A 22,792-nucleotide genomic window follows, 5' to 3' on the forward strand; every position below is an offset into this window, starting at 1 on the left:
AACAGCGTGTCTGACACCATTTAATGCACTAAAGCAGTGCAGGGTGTCTGGCACGCTGTTCTTCTTTAACGCGCTGAAGCTGAAGATTAATGGATTGCGAAAGCCTTTACAATGCACTTTAGGGGATAATTTGTGTACCTTGTGTTACGATATGAAAGCTAGAACTTCAGAGTAAGATTGGAGCTTTCATCATGATCCGTTTTGCTAAAAGAGGCTATACACTCTTTATTAGCTTATATGCTATTATGCACTTTTTTGTTTATTTTGCAGGAAGCGATTCTGCTTCGACCTTGTTATCTATATTTGGGCTGGTCGCATTTTTGTTAGGATATTTCTTCTTGCCTGTTAAGCAGGCATCGATTTCACTACTCCTAATTGTTATCGCATTCATTATTCACTTTACAGCTGGGACCTCTCTAATAGACGGGGTTGTATCAGGCTTTGGGGTCATGAGTGGCCTTATCGCGCTATTACTCATTGTACCTATGATTAGTTGGGTTTTAGAAGAAAAGCCTTATATTGAATCTGTCATTAACTTCGCCCAGAATCTCCTTAACACGAGTCGAAAATTTTACTTCGGGATGATGGTCATCACCCAAATCATTTCTTATTTCCTTCTATTTGGGTCTATCCCAATGGTGTACGGTATGGTGAATGACTTTCTAAGCAACCAAAAAGGAGAGGCTTGGGAAAATTATAAAGGGACTGCCATGTTACGAGCTTTCTCCCTTACAACAATGTGGGTGGTTAGCATTCCAAGCTTCATCTTTGCTGTAGATGCTCTAGGAGCGTCCTTATCCTTATCTATATTACAAGGGTTTGTCATTTCGCTTGCGGGCATTATGTTATCTGTTCTCTTCTCTTATTACCAAGAACGCCATTATGGCGTAGACCTAACAGAGGGAATTCAAGAAGAATTGAGGAAGATAGCAGAAGAGAAGAAAGATGAAACGAAAGGGAATCGAGATGTCTATGAATTTGCATTATTATTTATATCTCTTTTCGGGACGATTTTCCTTTTAAATGCGTTATGGTCTGCGGAACTACTGCTTATTATCCCTATTGTCATCGTATTTTGGGTCCTTCTGTATTTCCTTATTCGCACGAAGCTGTCTGCTATCATCACAAATGCGAAGACATATATACGTAAGGATATCCCTAATAAAGGTCAGCAGTTCTCCATTCTTCTCGCAGCAGGATTTCTCATTAACTCTGTTAATCAATCTGGGTATGGGAAATACATTGTCGATGGAATCTTTTATCTAACAGATGCTGTACCTTTCCTAAACTTCTTATGGGTACTGCCGTTTGTAGTCATTACCCTTGGATTTATTGGACTCGGTCCTCTAACTGTTATCGTCCTTGTATCAGGAATTTTACAAGGTGTCGACTTACCGTATCCTCCGGAAATTGTGGTGCTTGGAATAACATCTGGGAGTGTCATATCCATTATGCTCTCGCCACTTATTCTGCCGTCGATTATATTAAGTTCTGTCAATCGATTGAGTATTATTAAGAATGGTCTGCTATTTAATTACAAATATGCCATTGCATTTTATTTTATGGTACAAATCTATTTACAACTATTTATTGTGTTATTCTTATGAAAAAAGGTGAACCAATGTGGAGGTTCACCTTTTTTAAGTTTTAAACGTTAATGTTCAATCGGAGGAAGGTCATCTATCGTTGCTTCTTTTAAGGAAAATGTACAGACTCCTGTTGAGGTAAGGGCTCCATAGAAAACTCGACTTTCATCCGGGATATCTTGATGATTCATCTGTTCTCTTATCCAGCTCTCTTCCTTCCCCATTCTCCTCAATACATCCTTTTGAATGATCCCATCTAAAATAATGGGAATCTCATAGTTATTTCCTGGTTTGTGAATATGTAAATCTGCACGTACCACTGGTTCAACATCAGGCTTTCGTTTTACCGACAAGCGTCCATTAGGTTCCACTACCGCCATTTCAACATCTGTCGTATGAAAAATACCTTGTTCCCTGAGCATTTGTAATACATTATCAACTGAATATTGAATACGCTTCAAATTTGAGCGTTTCCATTCACCGTTATAGATCACAATCGTTGGCTCAAACGTTAACCATTTCCCAATCGTTTGCTTCTTCAACTTTAACAGGACGATCGCTTTTTGAAGTATTGCGATGACAATTATAGCAATTACCGTATGGATATGGTGAATGTTTGGATCAGCGATATCTGCCCCTACAACAGAACCAAGTACAAGTACGGTTAGAAAATCAATAACAGGGAGTTCTCCAATAGAACGTTTCCCCATAAATAGCCCAATAGCTAGCATTAAAGGCAAGATGGTAACGATCCTCCCAATTACCTTAACGGAATCCATAAGAATATCCATCTGTTCCTCTCCTTTTTAATGATGAGTTTACAAAATGAATGCATAATCTATCACCAAAATATCTCATAATAAACAAAAGGTGATAAAGATGAAAATCATTGTTGATCATTTACCAAGTATTCCCGTTTTAGTAGGAGCTTTATTCGCCTGGGCGGTCCCCTTTGGGATCAGGCAATTTGTCCTATGGCTTCAAAAAGAGTAAAAGGAGTCTTCTATGAAAAAGTTTCTTAATCGATTACTCTTTCAACATGCACAGAAAAAATTAGAACATACATCCCAACATATTGAGACGCCTCCCCTTCAACAAGAAAGACTTACGGGGGAGATCCAGAATGACATTCAAACACTAAAAGCTCTTCTCGGGAACAGCTTCGATCTCAAAATTGTAAGATTTACTACCGAGCCTTATGCGTATGACGGGTCTTTTTTATTCATTGAGGAATTAACAGATACTGCGGTTGTGCATGAGCAGCTTAAAGCGATCAGAAGCTTAAGTGAAACCACGTACCTATCCGAATTAACACCTGAAACACTGCGGAAAGAAGTGTTGACGATTAGTGAATCTTCTATCATCGACACTCTTCATCAGTGTACTTCACATTTATTACAAGGGAATGCACTCATTCTTTCCAATAAATTTAAAGACGGTATTATCCTTAATTCGAGAAAGATGCCTCAGCGCAGTATACAAGCTCCATCATCAGAATCAGTTGTACGTGGTCCAAGAGATGGATTCGTGGAAACCCTCCTCTTGAATATTGGCCTCGTCCGAAAGCGTTTAAAAGACCCCGACTTACAGTTAGACTACTTTAAAGTTGGGGAACGCTCTAAGACAGATGTTGTCGTTATGTCTATAAATGGATTAACGAATCCTAAAATCGTCCAGGAAGTAAAGAACAGGCTAAATAAAATCGACATCGATAGCGTTCAAGAGTCGGGTGTCATCGAGCAATTAATCGAAGAAAATTCTCTATCCCCCTTTCCTCAAGTACAGGTAACGGAAAGGCCAGACACTGTTGCTGGCTCTCTTGCTGAAGGAAGAGTCGCTATTTTAGTGGATCATACACCATTTGTTCTAATTGCTCCACTAACGATTAATTCATTTTATCAAAGTGCTGAGGATTACTATGAGCGATGGGTCTACTCTTCCCTTATACGTATCCTAAGAATCGGAGCAGCGTTGATTGCTTTATGTTTACCATCCATTTATGTAGCCTTAATCTCGTACCACCAGGGACTTATCCCTACTGACTTGGTTATCTCTTTAGCAGGAAGTAGAGAAGGCGTTCCGTTTCCTTCAATCGTAGAAGCACTGTTGATGGAAGTAACAATTGAGATCTTACGAGAAGCAGGAATCCGCTTACCTAACCCTGTAGGTCAGGCTGTTGGGATTGTCGGTGGTCTCGTTATTGGAGAATCAGCTGTCTCAGCAGGCTTAGTTAGTCCCATGATGGTTATCGTCGTAGCATTAACGGCGATTTCTTCTTTTGCTTTACCCCAGTATTATGTAGGAGTCTCAATTCGCATATTACGATTCCCTCTGATGGTGTCAGCTGCTTTACTGGGATTATATGGTATAGTAATTGCTTTAATCTTGTTGTCTATCCATCTCATCCGCTTACAAAGTTTTGGTGTTTATTATCTAGAACCACTTGTTCCCTACTCCCCAAAAGGATGGAAGGATATGTTTATACGCACACAGACGAAGCGTCTTAAGTCACGACCTGATATGCTTCACCCACAAGACAAAAAACGAATGGATACAAAAAACTAAGGGAGGTTTTAAAAATGAAGGCAGCCTTGAATAAATCTGGTCTTACTCAAAATCAAGTTACCATTGGTATTAGTCTGACCGTTCTCGGGGTTGGCATGATTACCCTTCCCCGAGAAGTATTCACAGCTGCTGGTGTTGCTTCTGGATGGGCAAGCGTTCTTATAACGGGGATGTTAGCAATTGGGGTTACATTTTTGTTAATCACCTTAAACAACCGTTATCAAGGAATGTCTTATTTTCAGTATAATCGTATAATCGTTGGGTCATGGTTCGGTGGAATGATAACGCTTATTACTACTATGTACTATATAGCCTTTGCTGCATTCGAGACCCGAGCTATGGCTGAACTTATTCAAATGTTTATTTTAGATCGCACACCAGTAGCCTTTACCATGATGATCTTTATAGGGACGGCTGTCTATTTAGTTATGGGAGGATTTTCAGCTATTTTTCGGTTATTTGAGCTTTATTTTCCAGCAATTATTCTCTTCACTCTATTAATCATGATTTTAAGTGCCAACCAGTTTGAAGTGAACCATATTCGTCCATTTTTTGAAGGGTTCTCACCAATTATAAAAGGAATGAGTGCCACAATCTTATCCTTTGTTGGGATTGAAGTTATTTTATTCGTTCAAGCTCATATGAAAAAGCCACAACGGGTAAAGAAAGCAGCTATGTATGGGATAGGTATTCCAACATTCTTATATGCCATTATTGTCATTATGGTTGGTGGTATTATGGGGGTTGGAGAAACAATGACCCTTGTTTATCCACTTATGGAACTAGCCAAATCAATTGAAATTCGAAACTTCTTTTTTGAGCGATTCGAAACATTCTTCATTCCCCTTTGGATCTTGTCCATATTTACTACATTGTCAATCGTCTTCTATTTAGCTGCGCTCGGGGTTAAGACAGTATTTCAAGTAAAGAAAGAAACTGCTGTCTTTTCAATCATACCTATTATTTACATCATAGCGATGACTCCCAAGAACATAAACGAAATGTTTACAATGGGGACTTGGATAGGGTATAGCATGCTTGTAATTGGAATCATTATTCCACTCATACTTTTATTGATCTCTGTAGTGAGGAGGCAAAAGGCATGAAAGCATGTTACGTCTGGCTAGTTGCCGCCTTCATTCTTACAGGTTGCTGGGATCACCGCGAGATTGAGGAGCTTGGTATTATTACTGGAGTGGCCATTGATAAACCTGAAGATTCAGATCAATCCAATATGCTCACTGTGACAAATCAATACGTTTTGCCACAGTCTATCTCTTCACAAGTTAAGAGTGGGACCTCAGGTAATAAACCTTATGTAAACGAGACAGTCACAGCGCCATCCGTTTTACAAACCATTCGAGAACAATCAAAGTTTGTTAGTCGTCCTCCTTACTATTACCATTTGAAGACTGTTGTCATAAGTAAAGAACTTGCAGAAAACACAGATCTCTTAAAGTTAACCTATTTCTTTTATAGAGACCATGAAATCAGAAGAAGTGTTCAAGTATTTATTTCAGACGAAAAGGCCAAAGATTTGTTCACCATTACTCCAGAAGAAGATAAAGTCCCTTCTATATACCTAGACAAGATCACTCATAACTACGCTACGAAGACTGCTGAAATGGCTCCGTCCATTTCACTTGGCGATATGTCTAAATACTTCTCACATAAGAAAAGTTTTATCATACCATTCGCTTCCCTCAAAGAAAACGCCGTCTATATAGATGGAGGAATCATTGTGAATGCCAATTCAAAGAAAACGGTTGGTGTTCTTACAAAAGATGAAACAAGAACGTTTAACTGGATAAACGAACGATCTCAAGGAGGAGTGATTGAGGTATTTGGTTTGAATGAAAACCAAGAACACCCTTTCACTTTCGAAATAAAAAAAATGAACAGTAAAGTAAAACCATTTTATCAAAATGGCGAATTGACTTATGACATTCACTTATCCTTCAAAGGGAAACTTGGGGAAGACTGGAGCTATGAATCAGACCAATTCAACCAGGAATATGTAGAGAAGCAGCAAAAAGCAGTTGAAGAAAGAATACGCACTATGGTTGTCAACTCTATCGAGAAAGCACAGAAAGAGCACGAAGTTGACTATTTTGAACTAATGGAGCCTTTCCGGATAAAATATACAAAAGAATGGTACAAGGTTAAAGACGAATGGAATCAGTTTTTTACTAAGGCCAACTTCAATGTTGATGTATCCGTTTTAGCGGAACACTATCAAGACGTAGGTAGAAAATTACCGTTTACCCCATAACAAAAGGTCTACTCATGTTGAGTAGACCTTTTGCTATTTCATCTGATATACAGCTAGAGTCGCAACAATATATAAACACACAATTAACAAAGGTGGAATGATATAGAGTAAAGTTGAGCGCTCTTTCTTTCTTGTAATGCTGTATAAAATAACAAAGACAACAATAATCGATGAAACACTAGTTACGATATTCGAAGGGCTGGCATGTGCTAAAAGATTATTTTTGAAGTAAATAACATCCGTAAAGGACAGCAACATAATATTAAACGCGTTACTGCCAAGCAACGAACTAACCCCCATACTATAGTTTCTCAACTTTAAGGCTGTAATGACACTTACAGCATCAGGTAAGGATGTGCTTGCGCCCACTAGAAAGGACCCAACGAAAGAAGAGCCTAAACCTGTTATAGAAGCGATTCTGTCAGCCGTAATTGTTAGTACGGACCCAACAATCATAATCGCTACTGCACACAATGTGAAGCGCAATACAATTTGCTTATACGTATAATCTGCATACTTCTCATTTTTTCTACTTCTACGTTTCACCTTTTCTTCTGTTTTCCGATTAACCCAACGTACTCCAATAATGTATACGAGTACTAGGATGATTGAAAAAAGACCAATATGATAAATCTGAGCTGGTACATCAATCATTAACCCTGCTACCACAATTAATGTCATAAGTATTACAAGGTAACTATAGAGCTTACTACCTAGATCCGCTTTGCCCATAATTTGTGTTTTACGGTAAATGATATCTAATATGGCTAACGCTAACAAATTAAATAGATTACTCCCTAGCAAATTCCCTATTGCTAGATCAGGACTGTCAATCGATATTGCGGTAACACTTGCTGTTAATTCAGGAAGGGAAATGGCGGCTCCAATCAATATCCCCATAAATGAGGAGGAGGTTTTATTCTTTTCGCTTAATCCATCCCCAAACATCGCTAACCTACTGGCTACAAAATAAGCTAAAATAGCTGATACAATAAATAATCCAAAAGTTAAAAACTGACTCATTATTCACTTCTCCTAAGTAAAGGATTCGACTTTTACCAATTCCCCTATAGCACTAGCGTAAACTAGAATATTTTACCCATATTGAAAGATTTAATGTTTGAGGATGTGGGAAACAAGTAAATCAGGAGGTGTACACAGCACCCAATAAAAAACCCTCTGAGTTTAGCACTCAGAGGGTTTACTATTTAGTACACAGAAGTATTTTCTTTTGTCATGGTTTCGAGGATCTCTTTTACGCGAGCAAGGAAATTACCTGCAACTAGACCATCTAGAACACGGTGGTCTAGAGATAAGCATAGGTTGACCATGTCACGGGCTGCGAACATACCATTCATAAAGACTGGCTTTTTCACAATGGATTCCACCTGAAGAATGGCTGCCTGCGGGTGATTAATAACACCCATAGACTGCACGGATCCAAATGAACCTGTGTTATTTACTGTGAATGTACCACCTTGCATATCATCATTTGTTAATTTGCCATTACGAGCTTTTTTAGCAAGGTCTGTAATATCTTTTGCAATGCCTTTTATACTCTTATCATCCGCATCTTTGATTACAGGAACAAACAGTTCATTTTCTTTCGCTACAGCGATATTTAAGTTAATCGCTTTGCGTTGGATGATTTTATCGCCTGCCCAAGTGCTATTTAGTTGCGGATATTCCTTCAGTGCCTGAGCTACTGCCTTAACGAAGAAGGAGAAGAAGGTAAGGCTAAATCCTTCTTTTTGCTTGAAATCTTCTTTGACAGAATTTCGATACTCTACAAGGTTCGTTACATCCACTTCCACCATCATCCACGCATGAGGAATTTCGGTTTTAGATTTCACCATATTTTGAGCGATCGCCTTACGTACACCAGTTACCGGAATCTCAATGTCCCCTTCATTAGCAGTTGGTTGAGGACCACTGGTTTGTTTAGCAGGCTGTGGTGCTGGAGCTTCTTCTTTCGTTTCTTTAGCAGGTTGTGATCCTTCACCTTGTCCTTTTTGCTTAGGTGCATCAGACGCTTTTGGAAGATCACCAGAAGCCATGATTTTTTCGATATCTTTTCGTGTAATACGTCCACCACGACCTGACCCTTGAACTTGATTCAAATCAATATCATTTTCTTGCGCCATTCGCATTACAGCCGGAGAATAACGCTTTTTCATCGGCTGATCTTCATCATCTGAAGAACCTACACCGTCTTTTTCAACTGGTGCCTCTGGTTTATCGTTAGAACTTGATTCCTCTGCAGCCTCTAGAGAACCTTTTGTTTCGATATAGCAGATTAAGTTCCCTACTTCAATCGTTTCTCCTTCATCTGCAACAAGCTCGACAATTTTACCACTAAAAGATGATGGTACCTCTGCATTCACTTTATCGGTCATCACTTCAGCAATGGGGTCATACTTCTCTACCGTGTCACCAACGGAAACGAGCCATGAGCTAATCGTCCCCTCTGTGACACTCTCCCCAAGCTGAGGCATATTAATCTTTTCTTTAGCCAACTGCAAGCCCCTCCTTCATTCCTAGAATTCAGCAAGATCACGCATTGCTTTTTCCACTTTATCCGGATTCATCATAAAATACTTTTCCATTGGCGGTGAGTATGGCATGGACGGAACATCCGGACCAGCCAGACGTTTTACCGGCGCATCAAGGTCAAACAAGCAATTCTCCGACACAATAGCAGATACCTCACCGATAATGCTTCCTTCTTTATTATCTTCCGTAATAAGAAGAACTTTTCCAGTCTTTTTAGCCGCTTCTATAATGGCTTCTTGGTCTAATGGGTAAACCGTACGAAGGTCTAAGATATGAGCATCAATTCCCTCTTCAGCCAATTTCTCTGCGGCCTGAAGTGCAAAATGAACACAAAGTCCGTAAGTAATGACTGTGATGTCTGAACCTTCTCGCTTCACATCAGCTTTTCCTATCGGTAATGTGTAATCGTCTTCAGGAACTTCGCCTTTAATTAAACGATACGCCCGTTTATGTTCAAAGAACAGAACAGGATCATCATCACGGATAGCTGCTTTTAATAGTCCCTTCACATCATAGGGTGTAGATGGCATGACAATTTTTAAACCTGGTTGGTTTGCAAATACTGCTTCAACAGATTGGGAATGGTAAAGCGCACCATGAACACCTCCACCGTATGGAGCACGAATGGTCATAGGTACATTCCAATCGTTATTTGAACGGTAACGCGTCTTAGCTGCCTCTGAGATAATTTGGTTAACAGCAGGCATTATGAAATCAGCGAACTGCATTTCAGCCACAGGACGCATTCCATACATAGCTGCCCCAATCCCAACACCAGCGATTGCAGACTCTGCAAGAGGTGTATCGATTACGCGAGCTTCTCCAAACTTATCGTAAAGACCGTCCGTTGCACGGAATACGCCACCGCGTTTTCCTACATCTTCTCCTAACACAAATACTTTCTCGTCGCGTTCCATTTCTTCATGCAACGCTTGTGTAACTGCTTGAATATAAGACATTACTGGCATACTCGTTCCCCCTCCTTACTCGTCCTCAGCGTATACGTATTTCAATGCGCTCTCAGCTTCTGCATATGGTGCTTGCTCTGCATAATCTGTAGCTTCATTGATAAGAGATTTCATTTCATTTTCTAACTCGTTGTCTTTCTCTTCAGTTAACACACCTACTTCTTGTAAGTACGCTTTAAATGTGACAAGAGCGTCTTTCTTCTTCGCTTCTTCTACTTCTTCACGCTCACGGTACGTACGATCATCATCATCACTAGAGTGTGGAGTCAGACGATAAGATACAGTTTCAATAAGCGTCGGGCCTTCTCCACTACGCGCACGGTCAGCAGCGCCTTTTACTGCTTCATATACTGCAAGGGGATCATTTCCGTCTACAGTATAACCCGGCATGCCATACCCCACTGCACGATCAGATACATTCTCACAAGCTAACTGCTTTTCTAACGGTACGGAAATCGCATATTTATTGTTCTCTACCATTACAATAACCGGTAACTTGTGAACACCTGCAAAGTTCAGACCTTCATGGAAGTCACCTTGGTTGGATGATCCTTCCCCTAAAGTTACTAAAGAAACGAAATTCTTCTTTTCCATTTTTGCTGCAAGTGCAAATCCTACAGCATGAGGAACTTGTGTTGTTACCGGAGAAGATCCTGTTATAATACGGTTTTGCTTCTGGCCAAAGTGACCAGGCATTTGACGACCACCAGAGTTTGGATCTTCTGCTTTCGCAAACCCCGATAACATTAAGTCTTTAGCTGTCATACCGAAAGATAAAACAACACCCATGTCGCGGTAATACGGAGCCACATAGTCTTGTTCTCGATCTAATGCATAAGAGGCTCCCACTTGCGCGGCTTCTTGTCCCTGACAAGAAATAACAAATGGGATTTTACCTGAACGATTTAACAACCACATTCTTTCATCGATGCGACGAGCAAGGAGCATCGTACGATACATATCTAATACTTCTTCATCTGAAAGGCCTAGTTTTTGGTGACGATTCTCAGTCACAAAAATCCCTCCTTATTATCCGTGAATTTGTTTTCCGTCAACGGCTAAAGCCGCTTCCCCCATCACCTCAGAAAGGGTAGGATGCGGGTGAATGCTATGGGCAACTTCCCAAGGCGTTGCATCTAGTACTTTGGCAAGACCAGCTTCTGAAATCATATCTGTGACATGAGGACCGATCATATGAACACCAAGAAGATCATCTGTTTCCTCGTCGGCGACGATTTTTACAAATCCATCTGAATTTCCGTATACGAGTGCTTTCCCAACAGCTTTAAAAGGAAACTTGCCGACTTTTACGTTGTAACCCTTATCCTTCGCTTGGTCCTCTGTTAATCCAACACTTGCTGCTTCTGGGTTGGAATAGATACAAGATGGAACTTGCTCCATATTCATAGGCATAGGGTCTTGGTCTGCCAAATGCTCAACTGCTGTGATGCCTTCATGTGAAGCGACATGTGCTAACTGCATACCACCAATAACATCCCCTATCGCATAAATGTGTGATTCCTTTGTCTGATAGAATTTGTTTGTTTGAATGGCTCCGTTTTCAACAACAATGTCGGTATTTTCAAGTCCAATATTATTTACATTCGGGGAGCGTCCTACAGATACTAGCATACGATCAGCAGAATAAGTCTTAGTTTCACCCTTATGTTCAGCTTGGATCTCTACGCCTGCCTCTTTCTTTAATGTTTCACCAAGGACTTTAGCACCTGTCACGATTTTTACACCCTTCTTCTTCATAAGACGAGTCATTTCTTTCGAGATGTCTTTATCTTCAGTAGGAAGAATGCGATCGGTATACTCGAGTACCGTAACCTGAACACCAAAGTCAGTTAGCATTGAAGCCCATTCAATTCCGATGACGCCTCCGCCAACAATGACAATCGATTCTGGAAGTTCTTTCATACCTAAAGCTTCATCAGATGTCATAACATAATCTTCATCCACTTCAAGTCCTGGGAGTGTCCGAGGGCTAGAGCCGGTTGCAATCAATACGTTTTTCGGTATGAGCATTTGGTTCTCATCTCCATTATTCATTTCAACAGAGATGGTTCCTGCAGAAGGAGAGAAGATGCTCGGACCTAAAATACGACCGAATCCTTCGTAAACGTCAATTTTCCCTTTTTTCATTAACCCTTGTACCCCTGTATGTAGCGTATCAATAATGGATTGTTTACGTTCTTGTACTTTAAAGAAATTAAGAGTAGGCGGTTCTGTCTCAATCCCGAATGTATCCGCTTTCTTCGTTTGTTCGAACACTTCCGCACTTCGAAGTAATGCTTTAGAAGGGATACAGCCTTTATGAAGACAAGTGCCTCCTAATTTCCCACTTTCAACAATGGCTGTTTTTAACCCTAGCTGAGAAGCACGAACAGCAGCTACATAACCGCCTGTTCCTCCACCAAGTACAACTAAATCATATTCATTAGCCAATGAAATCTCCCCTTTCATCCGATTGGGTTCGGATAGTGTTTCGGTTGCTCTTCTTGGCGTAACACACGAAGTGTCCCTTCATTCAGAGCCTGCAATTCATTTTCCCCAGGATAGATTAAGCAATCAGCAATCCAGTTCACACGTTCAGTAATCATAGAAACAAATGATTTTCCATAGGCCAGGCCTCCGGTTAACGCAATTGCATCAACTTTCCCACCTAAAACAGCACTCATTGAACCAATCTCTTTTGCTACCTGATAAGCCATTGCATCAAAGATTTGACGAGCTTTTTCGTCTCCTTCTTCAATACGCTTCTCTACATCACGAGCATCGTTTGTTTCGAGATAAGCCATAATGCCACCTTGTCCTACTAGTTTCTTCATCACTTCTTCACGATAATACTCCCCAGAGAAACATAGGGATACAAGGTCACCAGCCGGAACCGTACCCGCTCGTTCAGGTGAGAAAGGTCCATCACCATGCAGACCATTGTTTACATCGACAACTCTTCCACGTTTGTGGGCGCCAACCGTAATCCCACCCCCCATGTGAGTCACTATGATATTAAGCTCTTCATATGGTTGATTAAGTTCAGCTGCTACGCGACGTGCAACAGCTTTTTGGTTTAAAGCATGAAAAATACTCTTTCTAGGAATCTCAGGAACTCCTGAAATTCGCGCAACTTCTGCCATTTCATCTACTACAACTGGATCGACAATAAAGGCAGGTATATTTAAACTCTCTGCGATTTCGTGGGCAATAATTCCACCAAGATTTGAAGCATGCTCTCCGTTATAGCCCATTTTTAAATCATCTAACATTTCTTCATTAACTTTATACGTACCTCCTTCGATCGGTCGAAGCAGGCCTCCTCTTCCACATACAGCATCTAATTTTGAACTACTGATGCCCTCATGGTGAAGGGCATCAAGTATGGTTTTCTTTCGAAATTCAAATTGATCGATGATGCGTGGGAATTGAGAGGTTTCTTCAGATGTATGGCGAATCGTTTCTTCGAAAATGCACTGGTCATCGTTAAATACTCCGATTTTAGTTGATGTTGATCCTGGATTGATGACTAGAACGCGATACGATTGTTGCAAGATGTTTCCCCCTCCACTCCATACTTTGTTTCATTAACGACGGCTTAAAATATTGTGTCCGTTCTGTAAGAATTTGCTTTGTGTTCTACGACGTTTTTCAATACGCTCTTCAGCCATTCGGTCAGCTGCTTTGTACGTTGGAATGTTATCGCGACGTGCAATATTGAAAACTTCCATGACATTGTCGTAAAGACCTTCTACTTTCTTCATAGCACGTTCTTGGTTATATCCGTATAGCTCATCTGCTACGTTAATAACCCCACCAGCGTTAATCACATAGTCCGGTGCATAGACAATGCCCATTTCGTGAATTTGATCTCCGTGACGCTCTTCTTTTAACTGGTTATTAGCTGCACCTGCAATCACTTTTGCTTTTAGTTGAGGAATCGTATCGTCATTGATTGTAGCTCCAAGCGCACAAGGAGAGTAAATGTCGCAATCAACACCGTAGATTTCATCCGGCTCTACAGCTTTTGCTCCGAAATCTTCAACTGCACGAGCAACAGATTCTTTGTTGATATCCGTTACGATTAGCTGCGCACCTGCTTCGTGTAGGTGCTTACAAAGGGTATATGATACGTTCCCAACACCTTGAACAGCAATGACTTTCCCTTCAAGAGATGGGGAACCATAGGCTTCCATTGCAGCTGCTTGCATACCACGATAAATCCCGTATGCTGTTACAGGAGATGGGTCACCAGAAGAACCGAATGCAGGAGAGATTCCTGTTACATAATCTGTTTCTTCATGGATTGTATCCATATCATGGACAGTTGTGCCTACATCTTCTGCTGTAATGTAGCGGCCGTTTAACCCTTGAATATAGCGACCAAAGGCACGGAACATTTCTTCATTTTTATCTTTTTTAGAGTCACCAATAATAACCGCTTTACCACCACCAAGGCCTAAGCCTGCTGCTGCGCTCTTGTACGTCATCCCTTTCGCTAAGCGAAGGACGTCTTCAATCGCTTCTTCTTCAGTATCATATGACCACATACGTGTACCACCAAGGGCTGGTCCAAGCGTTGTATCGTGAATAGCTATAATGGCTTTAAGTCCTGATGCCTCATCTTGACAAAATACTAGTTGCTCGTAGTCGTATTCTTTCATATACTTAAAAATTTCCATTGTTCATTTCCCCCTCTATTTTTCTTCAGAAGTTAGTAGTGCAAGCGCTAATGAATATAATTTACTTTCTGCTGTATCCGAACGTGACGTAAGGACAATTGGCGCTTTAGCACCACTAATGACTCCTGCCACTTTCGCTCCAGCGAAGTAGACAAATGATTTATACAAGGCATTGGCGACTTCAATAGCAGGGACAAGTAAAATATCTGCCTGACCTGCTACATCTGACTGAATACCTTTTTGACTGGCTGCTTCGAATGACACCGCATTATCGAAAGCCAGAGGACCATCAACGATACAATCTTTAATTTGCCCTCTTTTTTGCATTTGAGTTAAAGCTGCAGCGTCAACTGTGGCAGGCATAGTTGGATTTACAACTTCCACAGCGGCAAGTGGTGCGACTTTAGGCATTTTAATACCAAGCCCATTTGCCACTTTTACAGAATTTGATATGATTTGAGCTTTCTCTTCTAGTGTTGGCGTTATATTCATTCCTGAATCAGTTAAAAGAACAAATTTATCACGATTTGGTATTTCAAAAACCGCTACATGGGATAACACCTTCCCAGCTCTTAACCCATACTCCTTGTTAAGGACCGCTTTCAATACTATTTTTGTATCAACTTGACCCTTCATGACCACGTCTGAGTATCCCTCTGACACAGATTTAACTGCTTCAGTTGCGGTTAAGGACTGATCTGGAACGTGCTTCAATTCTATCCTTCCATCTGATAGGTCTAACTCAACAACTTCTGCTATCTGTTGAATTTCACTTTCGTCTCCCACAAGAAAAAAATTGGCAAGATCATATTCTATTGCATGCTTTACTGCCGTTAATACTTCTTTGTCAGCCGCTTGGGCAACGGCTACTCTTTTCTTTGATTTTTGATCAACTTTTCCGAGTATGTCTTGCAATTTCATAAAATCACCTTCCCATTACTCTTACATTACTACTTATGCAAAAACCATGCCAACTCCAGTGCTCTGAAAACGCTTTTTTCGACAACATTAAACATGCAAAAAATTGCACACTACGAAAGATCTTGCATGCTATTTTTATCAATTCCGAATTTATCAAGCTTATAGTACAAGTTTCGGATAGAGACACCCAGAGCTTTTGCTGTCTTGGTTTTATTTCCTTCACAAGACCGAAATGCATCTTTTATAACTTTTTTCTCGAAATCTTCAAGTGACTGTTGCAACGTTTGCCCTTCCCATTCTGTTGAACGATCTTCTTTCCGCACAGGGTTTTTAGGGTGCTCAAAAAGCTCAGGCAAGTGAGATAGCTTCACTTCCTCTTCGTTCATATTCATGTAAATCATAGCTCTCCCAATAATATTCTCAAGCTCCCGAACATTCCCAGGCCAATTATACTGTTCAAGATAACGCAAGGCCTCTCGCGAGATACCATTTACATTACGGCCGTAATCTTGGTTAATTTTATGAATTAAATGGTAAACCAAAGAGGATATATCAACATTCCTTTCTCTAAGCGGCGGAATGAATATCGGCAAGCGATTGAGGCGGTAATATAAATCCTCCCTAAAACTTTTATCCATAATAGCTTTTTCCATCTTTACGTTAGTTGCCGCAATCACTCGAACATCAATAGAGATCGGCTTCGTCCCACCTACACGGACGATCTCATTCTCCTGAAGCACCCTCAATAATTTAGCTTGCATGGGCAAGGACAACTCACCAATTTCATCGAGGAAAATACTCCCGTGATTAGCTTCTTCGAAGTAACCGCGCTTACCTCCCCGTTTAGCGCCCGAGAAAGCACCTTCTTCGTAGCCAAACAACTCACTTTCCAGTATAGATTCTGCTATTGCCGCACAATTCACACGAATAAATTTATTATGCCGACGATTACTTTCATTGTGAATGGCATGAGCAAACAACTCTTTCCCCGTACCAGACTCACCCCTCAACAACACCGTGGCAGGAGTTTTAGCCCCCACCTTCGCTTGTTCAAGCGCAAGGGTCATTTCTGGAGAATCTCCAATAATATCATCAAAGGTATATTTAGCTTCAAGACTGCGTATAATTTGCCGGGCTTTTCTAAGTTCACTTGTTAATGAACGAATTTCCGAAACATCATGGAGAACACCAACACTACCTTTTAATTTCCCATCCACAATAACCGGTGCAACATTCACGAGAACTTCTTTATTTGATGGTCCAACACTCATACGGACACCACGAACAGCACGCCTCGTCTGAAGGACACGCATGTGCATACTTTCTCCCTCAGATATATCAGCCGTCGCAGGCTTTCCTACAATATCTTTTTCGGACAACCCCGTAATCCGCGTATAAGCCGGGTTAATCATAATCCCCATCCCATTTTCATCTACCACAGAAATTGCTTCTTCAGAAGATTGAATTATGGCTTCTAACATCGTCTTAACTTCTTTTAAATCTGTAACTTCTTCAGCCAAATCCACAACTTCTGTAATATCATTAAATACCGCAAAAGCCCCCAAAACTTCTTGATGAGACCCAATAATAGGTATTCTCGTTGTGATAATCTTACGCCCATTTTCGAGCTCAAGTTTTTGGTTTACTTCTTTACGACGAACACGCAAAACGTGCGACAATCTTGAGGTTGGAATTATTTCTTGAATAGGCTTGTCCATCGCTTCTTTTCTAGTCGTCCCAAGAATGCGCTCTGCACTCCTGTTCATAAATGTCACAGTCTCCGAACGATCAATAACAATCATGCCATCGTGAATAGCACTTAGAATTAGTTCTTGTTTCTGAGTCTGCCTCTTCAGCTCTGACAATAATTCGTTTTTCTCTTCTAGCAGTTCTGATGTTATGTAAGCAACAGAACCAGGAATTACGACCGTTTTCTTCGATCTCGCCTGAAGCAGTTCTTCAAAAACCTCTTCATCCCCCGTTGCTTCAATGACAATATCAATATTCTTATCTAAATATTTCTTCCAATCTGTTCCTATCGGGATATTCTTACGTCTCGCTAATTGCATACCAGGAGCGTGCTCTTCTGTATCTACTACAGCAACAATTTCCATCATTTCCGTGCCACCTAAGAGGGTCAGAAGAGCCGTCCCCCCTTTGCCAGCACCAACAACTAACACTCTTTTCATCCGCATCCTCACCTTGCAATTATTTGCATACTTTCATATTAGGTGAATGTGCACATTTTGGCAAGCGTAACAAGACTAGGAAGGCCCATATTTCTCTGATATACTACAATTGGAAAGAGCAAAAAGGGGAGAACAAACTAATGGCTCGATTTATGGCAATGTTGATTTTATTTATTCCTGGAGCACTAGCTGTTTTAGGATTCAAGCTCATGCGTGATAGCTTATTTGGAATTGTACAACCTCTTTTATTCCAGGTATGGATTCAATTCGCATTCGGGCTCCTCTTATTCTTAGGAGGACTAGCCTTCATTGGAGGATTCATTCTTTATCGCGATAAGAAATCCGGAAAGACTAAAGGGCGCTTTAAAGTCTAAAAAAATAGCAACAACCACGACAAAGACCACCCAATAGCTGGGAGGTCTTTTTTAAAGCGGGTCCTCTCACTTTGGCTGAAGACTCCAATAATCAGCGCAACTGATGAGATGCATCTATTCTACATGTTGAACACATTTGACGCAATGAGTCTATGTTAACTTTTCTTACATAATACGTAACATTCTACAAGATGTTAACAATTTGGTATACTCTAATGAGGGAAAAACTTATTAAGGAGGGAATAGATTGGAGAAATATGTTGAAGTATTTAAACAACAATATCCTTTTACAATGCTCACAGAATCACAATATGACCGTGTTTTCACCGATGCTACTGTAAATTCATATAAGAAAAATCAATTTATTTTTCACGAAGATGAGAAAGAAGAAGAAAGTGATATCTACTTTGTTCTTAACGGCTTAGCGAAAAACATTCTTCACCGCTCGAACGGCAAACAGCTTTCCATTCGTTATTACTACCCTGGAGACCTTGTGGGAATTATGATGATGCTAACAAGTGGAGAAATGAAGTTTTCTGTACAAGCACTCGAAGAAACTAAAGCTATTCGGTTCAAACGTGAACGATTTGTAGAAATTATGTCAGAGAACCAGGCCTTCTCAAATATCGTGTTAGAAGGCATAAGCAATCTAATGAAAAGCTTGTACCATGAAGTAAAATATAAAACGAGCGAGTTGGATGACTCAAGCTACGATCGTGATTTATTTAAGCAACGAGTTGTGTCCTACTCTGAAACGCCTACTACTATCCATCATACTGCATCTGTCACAGAAGCAGTTAAAAAGATGAAAGATGAAAAAGCAGGGGGACTTATTGTTTGTGGGGATGACCAAGAATTAATTGGCGTTTTCAATTATCAAGACTTAATCCTCGCCTATTTGCAGGAAGATTTTAATGGACGAATTGCAGAATACCTAAATGAAGAGCCATATGCCGTTAACGATCAAGACTTTATTTACGACGCATTATCTTACTTAAAGCATAACCCTGCCGCAATTATACCCGTACTACACAAACAGCAAGTGGTTGGATTGTTAAGGCAAACTTCATTTTTAAAAATGCAAAACTCTATTTATTTTGATTTACGCTATCAAATCGGGAAAGCAAATTCATTAGAAGAGCTGACTAGCTTATCACCGCGGTATAACAGAGCCTTTCAACAGTTCGTAGCTCAATTGCTAGATGACAACATGTTCGCTTACGATATTTGCGAATTAATCTCAAGCTACAACGACGAGTTGCATAAACAAATCTTACACTTAGCTGAAGAAGACATGGTTGAGGAAGGGTATGGCACCCCTCCAATTAACTATTGTTTTATCGTTATGGGGAGCGAAGGAAGGAAAGAGCAAGCTTTCAGCACCGACCAGGACAACGGAATGATTTTAGATGATTATGAACACCTTGAAAATAAGGACGAAATTGATACATTCTTCAAGATCTTCACAGAAAAAGTGAACTATATGCTAGAAACATGCGGATTTCCTTTATGCAGTGGTGGCATTATGGCCAAAGAACAAAAATGGCGTAAATCATTACAACAGTGGCACAGTTCTATACAAGAATGGTTAGAAAAAATGGACGCTGAAGAAATTAGAGACTTCACCATATTTATGGATTTCAGACCAATTGTTGGAGATTTTTCTCTCGCTTATGACCTTAGAGAGTTTGTCACACAAAAAATCCAACGTTCTCTAACGTTGCAACAACTCCTTATGAAGGATACTTTACGATTTCGTGTTCCTGTTCAGCCGTTCGGCCGCATACATGGAACAGGACGCTCTAAAGTATTGAATTTAAAAAAAGGTGCTATTATGCAGATTGTAAATGCCGTCCGTATTTACACGATTAAATATGGAATTGATGACGTTAATACAATCAAACGATTGGATACCCTTCGTAAACACGAACGATTCCACCCAAGAGACACAGAGAATGCGAAACTGGCATTGCATCGATTACTGAGTTTCCGTTTAAAACGAAATTTACAACAAATTCAGCTCCAAGAAACGCTGAACAACGATATTAGTGTAATGTCTTTATCTAAAGAGGAGAAGAAAATATTGCGTGAGTCTCTCCTAATTGCCAAACGCCTTCAACAAGTACTTGAGTTAAGTTACAACCGAAATCGGGTGGTTTAACGTGCTACCGATTGATTTAGAGATATTAAAATATATCTTTTTCGAGAGGCATATGTATGCATATAAATTAAGACCTTACTTAAATACTAATAAATATCACGAGTTACATGAAAAACTTTCTTCCCAAGAACACAACGAAGACTTACTAAAGATGAATATACAGGAAGCCCCATTTACCATATTTGACTTGGAAACCACCGGATTACTTCCTGAATTAGGACATGAAATTATCTCAATAGGAGCGATTCGCATACAAGGGACTAACCATGTTTCCTACAAGCGATTCCATCAATACGTTCGGCCAATACGCCCCGTTCACCAACGCACCCTTAATCTCACTGGCATGACTCGCAAGGATCTCCAAGGAGGCCAAACGTTTCTCGAAGCTTATGATGATTTTATGGAATTTAGTAAAGATACTATTCTTGTCGCCTATCCAGCTGCTTTCGATATGAAATTCCTGCAAACTTTACTAAAAAGGTGGAAGCTCCCTATCGACACTCCACCCTCCATTGATGCTCAAAAATTGGTGAAGAAAATGTATCCAAACCACAAGTACCAGCTTGATTCCATGATTGCATCTTTCGGCATTACACAGCTTGAACGACATCACGCCTTAAATGATGCTATTATGACAGCTGAACTCTTCCAACAGATCCTTAATGATATTGACTCTCATGGTATTAAGACTGTAGAAGATGCCATCAATTGGATACGTAGCTAGTGGTACATTTATTCTAATATTCCATCTGCATAAGAAAAAGAGCTTGGATCCCCAAGCTCTTTTTTCTATTTATACCCCTTCAGAGATCAAACCAACTCTTATTATCCCTCTATAAAGAAAGCTTGATATAAGGATCGAACTGCATCATCAAGACGATCAGCCTTAATGCCAAACATCATTGAAACTTCAGATGATCCTTGATTGATCATTTCTATGTTTACAGATGCTGAAGCGAAAGCACGCGCAGCCTTACTAGAAACGCCGATGGTACTATCCATTCCCTCTCCTACTATCATGATCATCGCGAGATTTCGTTCTATTGTAACGGTATCCACACTTAGTTCTTCTTCAATTCGTTTTACGATAACCGCTTCTTTCTCAGGAGTTAATTGATCACTACGCATAATGACTGACATATCATCTATCCCAGATGGCGCATGTTCAAAGGAAATATCCTCTTCTTCCAAAATTTGCAGTAGATGACGTCCGAAGCCTTTCTCACGGTTCATTAAGTACTTACTTACATATAAACTCAAGAACCCTTCATCACTAGCAATCCCAACAACTGGTTGTCCTTTAGTGGTCGAGCGTTCAGCAGAAATCATCGTCCCCTTTCGATCAGGGTAATTCGTATTCTTTATGCTAACAGGTATACGAGCTTTAAATGCTGGAATAAGAGCTTCATCATGAAATACAGAAAAACCTGCATACGAAAGTTCACGCATCTCTTTATACGTTAACTCTACAATTTCTTTTGGATTGGGAACAATGGTTGGGTTTACACAATAAACCGAATCCACATCCGTAAAGTTTTCATATAACGAAGCCTTCACTCCGGCCGCAACAATAGACCCTGTTATATCTGAGCCTCCACGTGGAAAGGCCATTAACTGGTCATCTTTTGTATATCCAAAGAAGCCTGGAATAACTAAAATCTCATCACGTTTCCTAAGTTCATATAACCGTTCATAACTCTCGTCTAAGACCTGGGCACGACCTGGTTCATTACTTACAATAATACCAGCTTCTTTCGGATGAACATAAGATGAGTCATACCCTAAAGATGTTAAATATTGACTAAGTACTTTTGCTAGGGTGTCCTCACCCATTGCTTTCAATGCATCCATACGATGAGTATATACAGTTTCACCTGATACGATTGAGTGTAGTTGATCTTCTACCTCATTTAACAATTCCTTAGACAAACCAAGGTCTGCTAAAATCTCACCAAAGCGTTCTAAGACTAAAGAAAGAACTGTTTCATACTCATCACCATAATAACTTCTTTCACCTAATTGAATAAGAAGGTCAGTGACCTTTGTGTCTTCTGAATGACGTTTCCCTGGGGCTGAAACAACAATACATTTTCGTTGTGGATCTGATGTAATAATTGATGCTACTTTTTTTAACTGTTCCGCACTTGAGACAGAACTACCTCCAAATTTTGCTACTTTCACTTCGCTTCACCACTTCTTTTTCTTTTTGGCTCTAGTGAACACTTTTATGCGTTGAATTACTGAATTACCACTTTGCAATGTAATCATTCTAGAGAAGTATTATTACCCTACATAAACCACATTCGTGAACAGAGCTTAAATTTTTATATAATTTTTAATCTTATCACGAATCTAAGGAAGACGTAAGATTATTTTCATATTTTTTTAATTTATTATCGCAATAATGCAATAAAGGACTAAAGCGGGACCCAAGAAAGTATATCCACGCCAATCGTCAAAATAAGGCAGTGAATCTTAATTAATAGGAGACGCCTATGTAATAAATCATTGAAATCATCTA

The 22,792-nt window shown here is 40.1% G+C and carries 18 protein-coding genes; 7 read left to right on the forward strand and 11 right to left on the reverse strand.

Going from position 1 to position 22,792, the window contains the following annotated elements; all coding sequences use genetic code 11:
* Positions 1-191 precede the first annotated feature (191 nt).
* Positions 192-1,607 carry a hypothetical protein gene (locus IMZ31_RS12340; RefSeq protein WP_207527659.1) on the forward strand — a complete coding sequence of 472 codons (1,416 nt, stop codon included), beginning with the start codon at positions 192-194 and terminating at the stop codon, positions 1,605-1,607.
* Positions 1,608-1,654: 47 nt separating this feature from the next.
* Here IMZ31_RS12340 and IMZ31_RS12345 read toward each other — a convergent pair whose 3' ends face one another.
* Positions 1,655-2,377 carry a DUF421 domain-containing protein gene (locus IMZ31_RS12345; RefSeq protein ID WP_242705553.1) on the reverse strand — a complete coding sequence of 241 codons (723 nt, stop codon included), beginning with the start codon at positions 2,375-2,377 and terminating at the stop codon, positions 1,655-1,657.
* 214 nt (positions 2,378-2,591) lie between these two features.
* Here IMZ31_RS12345 and IMZ31_RS12350 point away from each other — a divergent pair, with 214 nt between their 5' ends.
* The 3 genes from IMZ31_RS12350 to IMZ31_RS12360 are packed head-to-tail and all read left to right on the forward strand — an operon-like array spanning position 2,592 to position 6,423.
* Entirely contained in the window at positions 2,592-4,151 is a 1,560-nt protein-coding gene (locus IMZ31_RS12350) for a spore germination protein (RefSeq protein WP_207527660.1), read from the forward strand.
* 14 nt (positions 4,152-4,165) lie between these two features.
* Entirely contained in the window at positions 4,166-5,257 is a 1,092-nt protein-coding gene (locus IMZ31_RS12355) for a GerAB/ArcD/ProY family transporter (protein WP_207527661.1), read from the forward strand.
* Positions 5,254-6,423, forward strand: a complete 1,170-nt coding sequence (locus tag IMZ31_RS12360) for a Ger(x)C family spore germination protein (protein WP_207527662.1) — start codon at positions 5,254-5,256, stop codon at positions 6,421-6,423. The genes IMZ31_RS12355 and IMZ31_RS12360 overlap by 4 nt, the downstream gene beginning before the upstream one ends.
* 33 nt (positions 6,424-6,456) lie before the next feature.
* On the opposite strand, the gene IMZ31_RS12365 is transcribed toward IMZ31_RS12360, so the two are convergent.
* The 9 genes from IMZ31_RS12365 to IMZ31_RS12405 form a co-directional block, all read right to left on the reverse strand.
* Positions 6,457-7,446, reverse strand: coding sequence for a sodium:calcium antiporter (locus IMZ31_RS12365; protein ID WP_207527663.1), 990 nt, complete (start codon positions 7,444-7,446; stop codon positions 6,457-6,459).
* A 185-nt stretch (positions 7,447-7,631) separates the two neighbouring features.
* Complete coding sequence (locus IMZ31_RS12370; protein WP_207527664.1) at positions 7,632-8,939, reverse strand: dihydrolipoamide acetyltransferase family protein; 1,308 nt, start codon at positions 8,937-8,939, stop codon at positions 7,632-7,634.
* Positions 8,940-8,960: 21 nt separating this feature from the next.
* Entirely contained in the window at positions 8,961-9,944 is a 984-nt protein-coding gene (locus tag IMZ31_RS12375; protein ID WP_036782016.1) for an alpha-ketoacid dehydrogenase subunit beta, read from the reverse strand.
* A gap of 15 nt (positions 9,945-9,959) precedes the next feature.
* Positions 9,960-10,904 carry a thiamine pyrophosphate-dependent dehydrogenase E1 component subunit alpha gene (locus IMZ31_RS12380; protein ID WP_207530393.1) on the reverse strand — a complete coding sequence of 315 codons (945 nt, stop codon included), beginning with the start codon at positions 10,902-10,904 and terminating at the stop codon, positions 9,960-9,962.
* Between the two features lie 69 nt (positions 10,905-10,973).
* Positions 10,974-12,395, reverse strand: a complete 1,422-nt coding sequence (gene lpdA / locus IMZ31_RS12385; protein ID WP_207527665.1) for a dihydrolipoyl dehydrogenase — start codon at positions 12,393-12,395, stop codon at positions 10,974-10,976.
* 14 nt (positions 12,396-12,409) lie between these two features.
* A complete protein-coding gene (gene buk / locus IMZ31_RS12390) occupies positions 12,410-13,501 on the reverse strand; it encodes a butyrate kinase (protein ID WP_207530394.1) in 1,092 nt (363 codons plus the stop codon).
* A gap of 30 nt (positions 13,502-13,531) precedes the next feature.
* The gene (gene bcd / locus IMZ31_RS12395) at positions 13,532-14,626 is read right to left on the reverse strand and encodes a branched-chain amino acid dehydrogenase (RefSeq protein WP_207527666.1); all 1,095 of its coding nucleotides are present in this window, start codon (positions 14,624-14,626) and stop codon (positions 13,532-13,534) included.
* Between the two features lie 15 nt (positions 14,627-14,641).
* A complete protein-coding gene (gene yqiS / locus IMZ31_RS12400; protein ID WP_207527667.1) occupies positions 14,642-15,547 on the reverse strand; it encodes a phosphate butyryltransferase in 906 nt (301 codons plus the stop codon).
* 110 nt (positions 15,548-15,657) lie between these two features.
* Complete coding sequence (locus IMZ31_RS12405) at positions 15,658-17,736, reverse strand: sigma 54-interacting transcriptional regulator (protein ID WP_207527668.1); 2,079 nt, start codon at positions 17,734-17,736, stop codon at positions 15,658-15,660.
* A gap of 140 nt (positions 17,737-17,876) precedes the next feature.
* Here IMZ31_RS12405 and IMZ31_RS12410 point away from each other — a divergent pair, with 140 nt between their 5' ends.
* From IMZ31_RS12410 to IMZ31_RS12420, 3 genes are all read left to right on the forward strand, one after another.
* On the forward strand, positions 17,877-18,110 hold the full coding sequence (locus tag IMZ31_RS12410; protein ID WP_207527669.1) for a DUF2627 family protein: 234 nt from the start codon (positions 17,877-17,879) through the stop codon (positions 18,108-18,110).
* Positions 18,111-18,357: 247 nt separating this feature from the next.
* On the forward strand, positions 18,358-20,271 hold the full coding sequence (locus IMZ31_RS12415) for a DUF294 nucleotidyltransferase-like domain-containing protein (protein WP_242705554.1): 1,914 nt from the start codon (positions 18,358-18,360) through the stop codon (positions 20,269-20,271).
* Between the two features lies 1 nt (position 20,272).
* Positions 20,273-20,995: a 3'-5' exonuclease gene (locus IMZ31_RS12420; protein ID WP_207527670.1), complete on the forward strand. Its 723-nt coding sequence runs from the start codon at positions 20,273-20,275 to the stop codon at positions 20,993-20,995.
* A gap of 101 nt (positions 20,996-21,096) precedes the next feature.
* Here IMZ31_RS12420 and IMZ31_RS12425 read toward each other — a convergent pair whose 3' ends face one another.
* Positions 21,097-22,452: an aspartate kinase gene (locus IMZ31_RS12425; RefSeq protein ID WP_207527671.1), complete on the reverse strand. Its 1,356-nt coding sequence runs from the start codon at positions 22,450-22,452 to the stop codon at positions 21,097-21,099.
* Positions 22,453-22,792: the final 340 nt, after the last annotated feature.

This window comes from Pontibacillus sp. ALD_SL1, assembly GCF_017355605.1.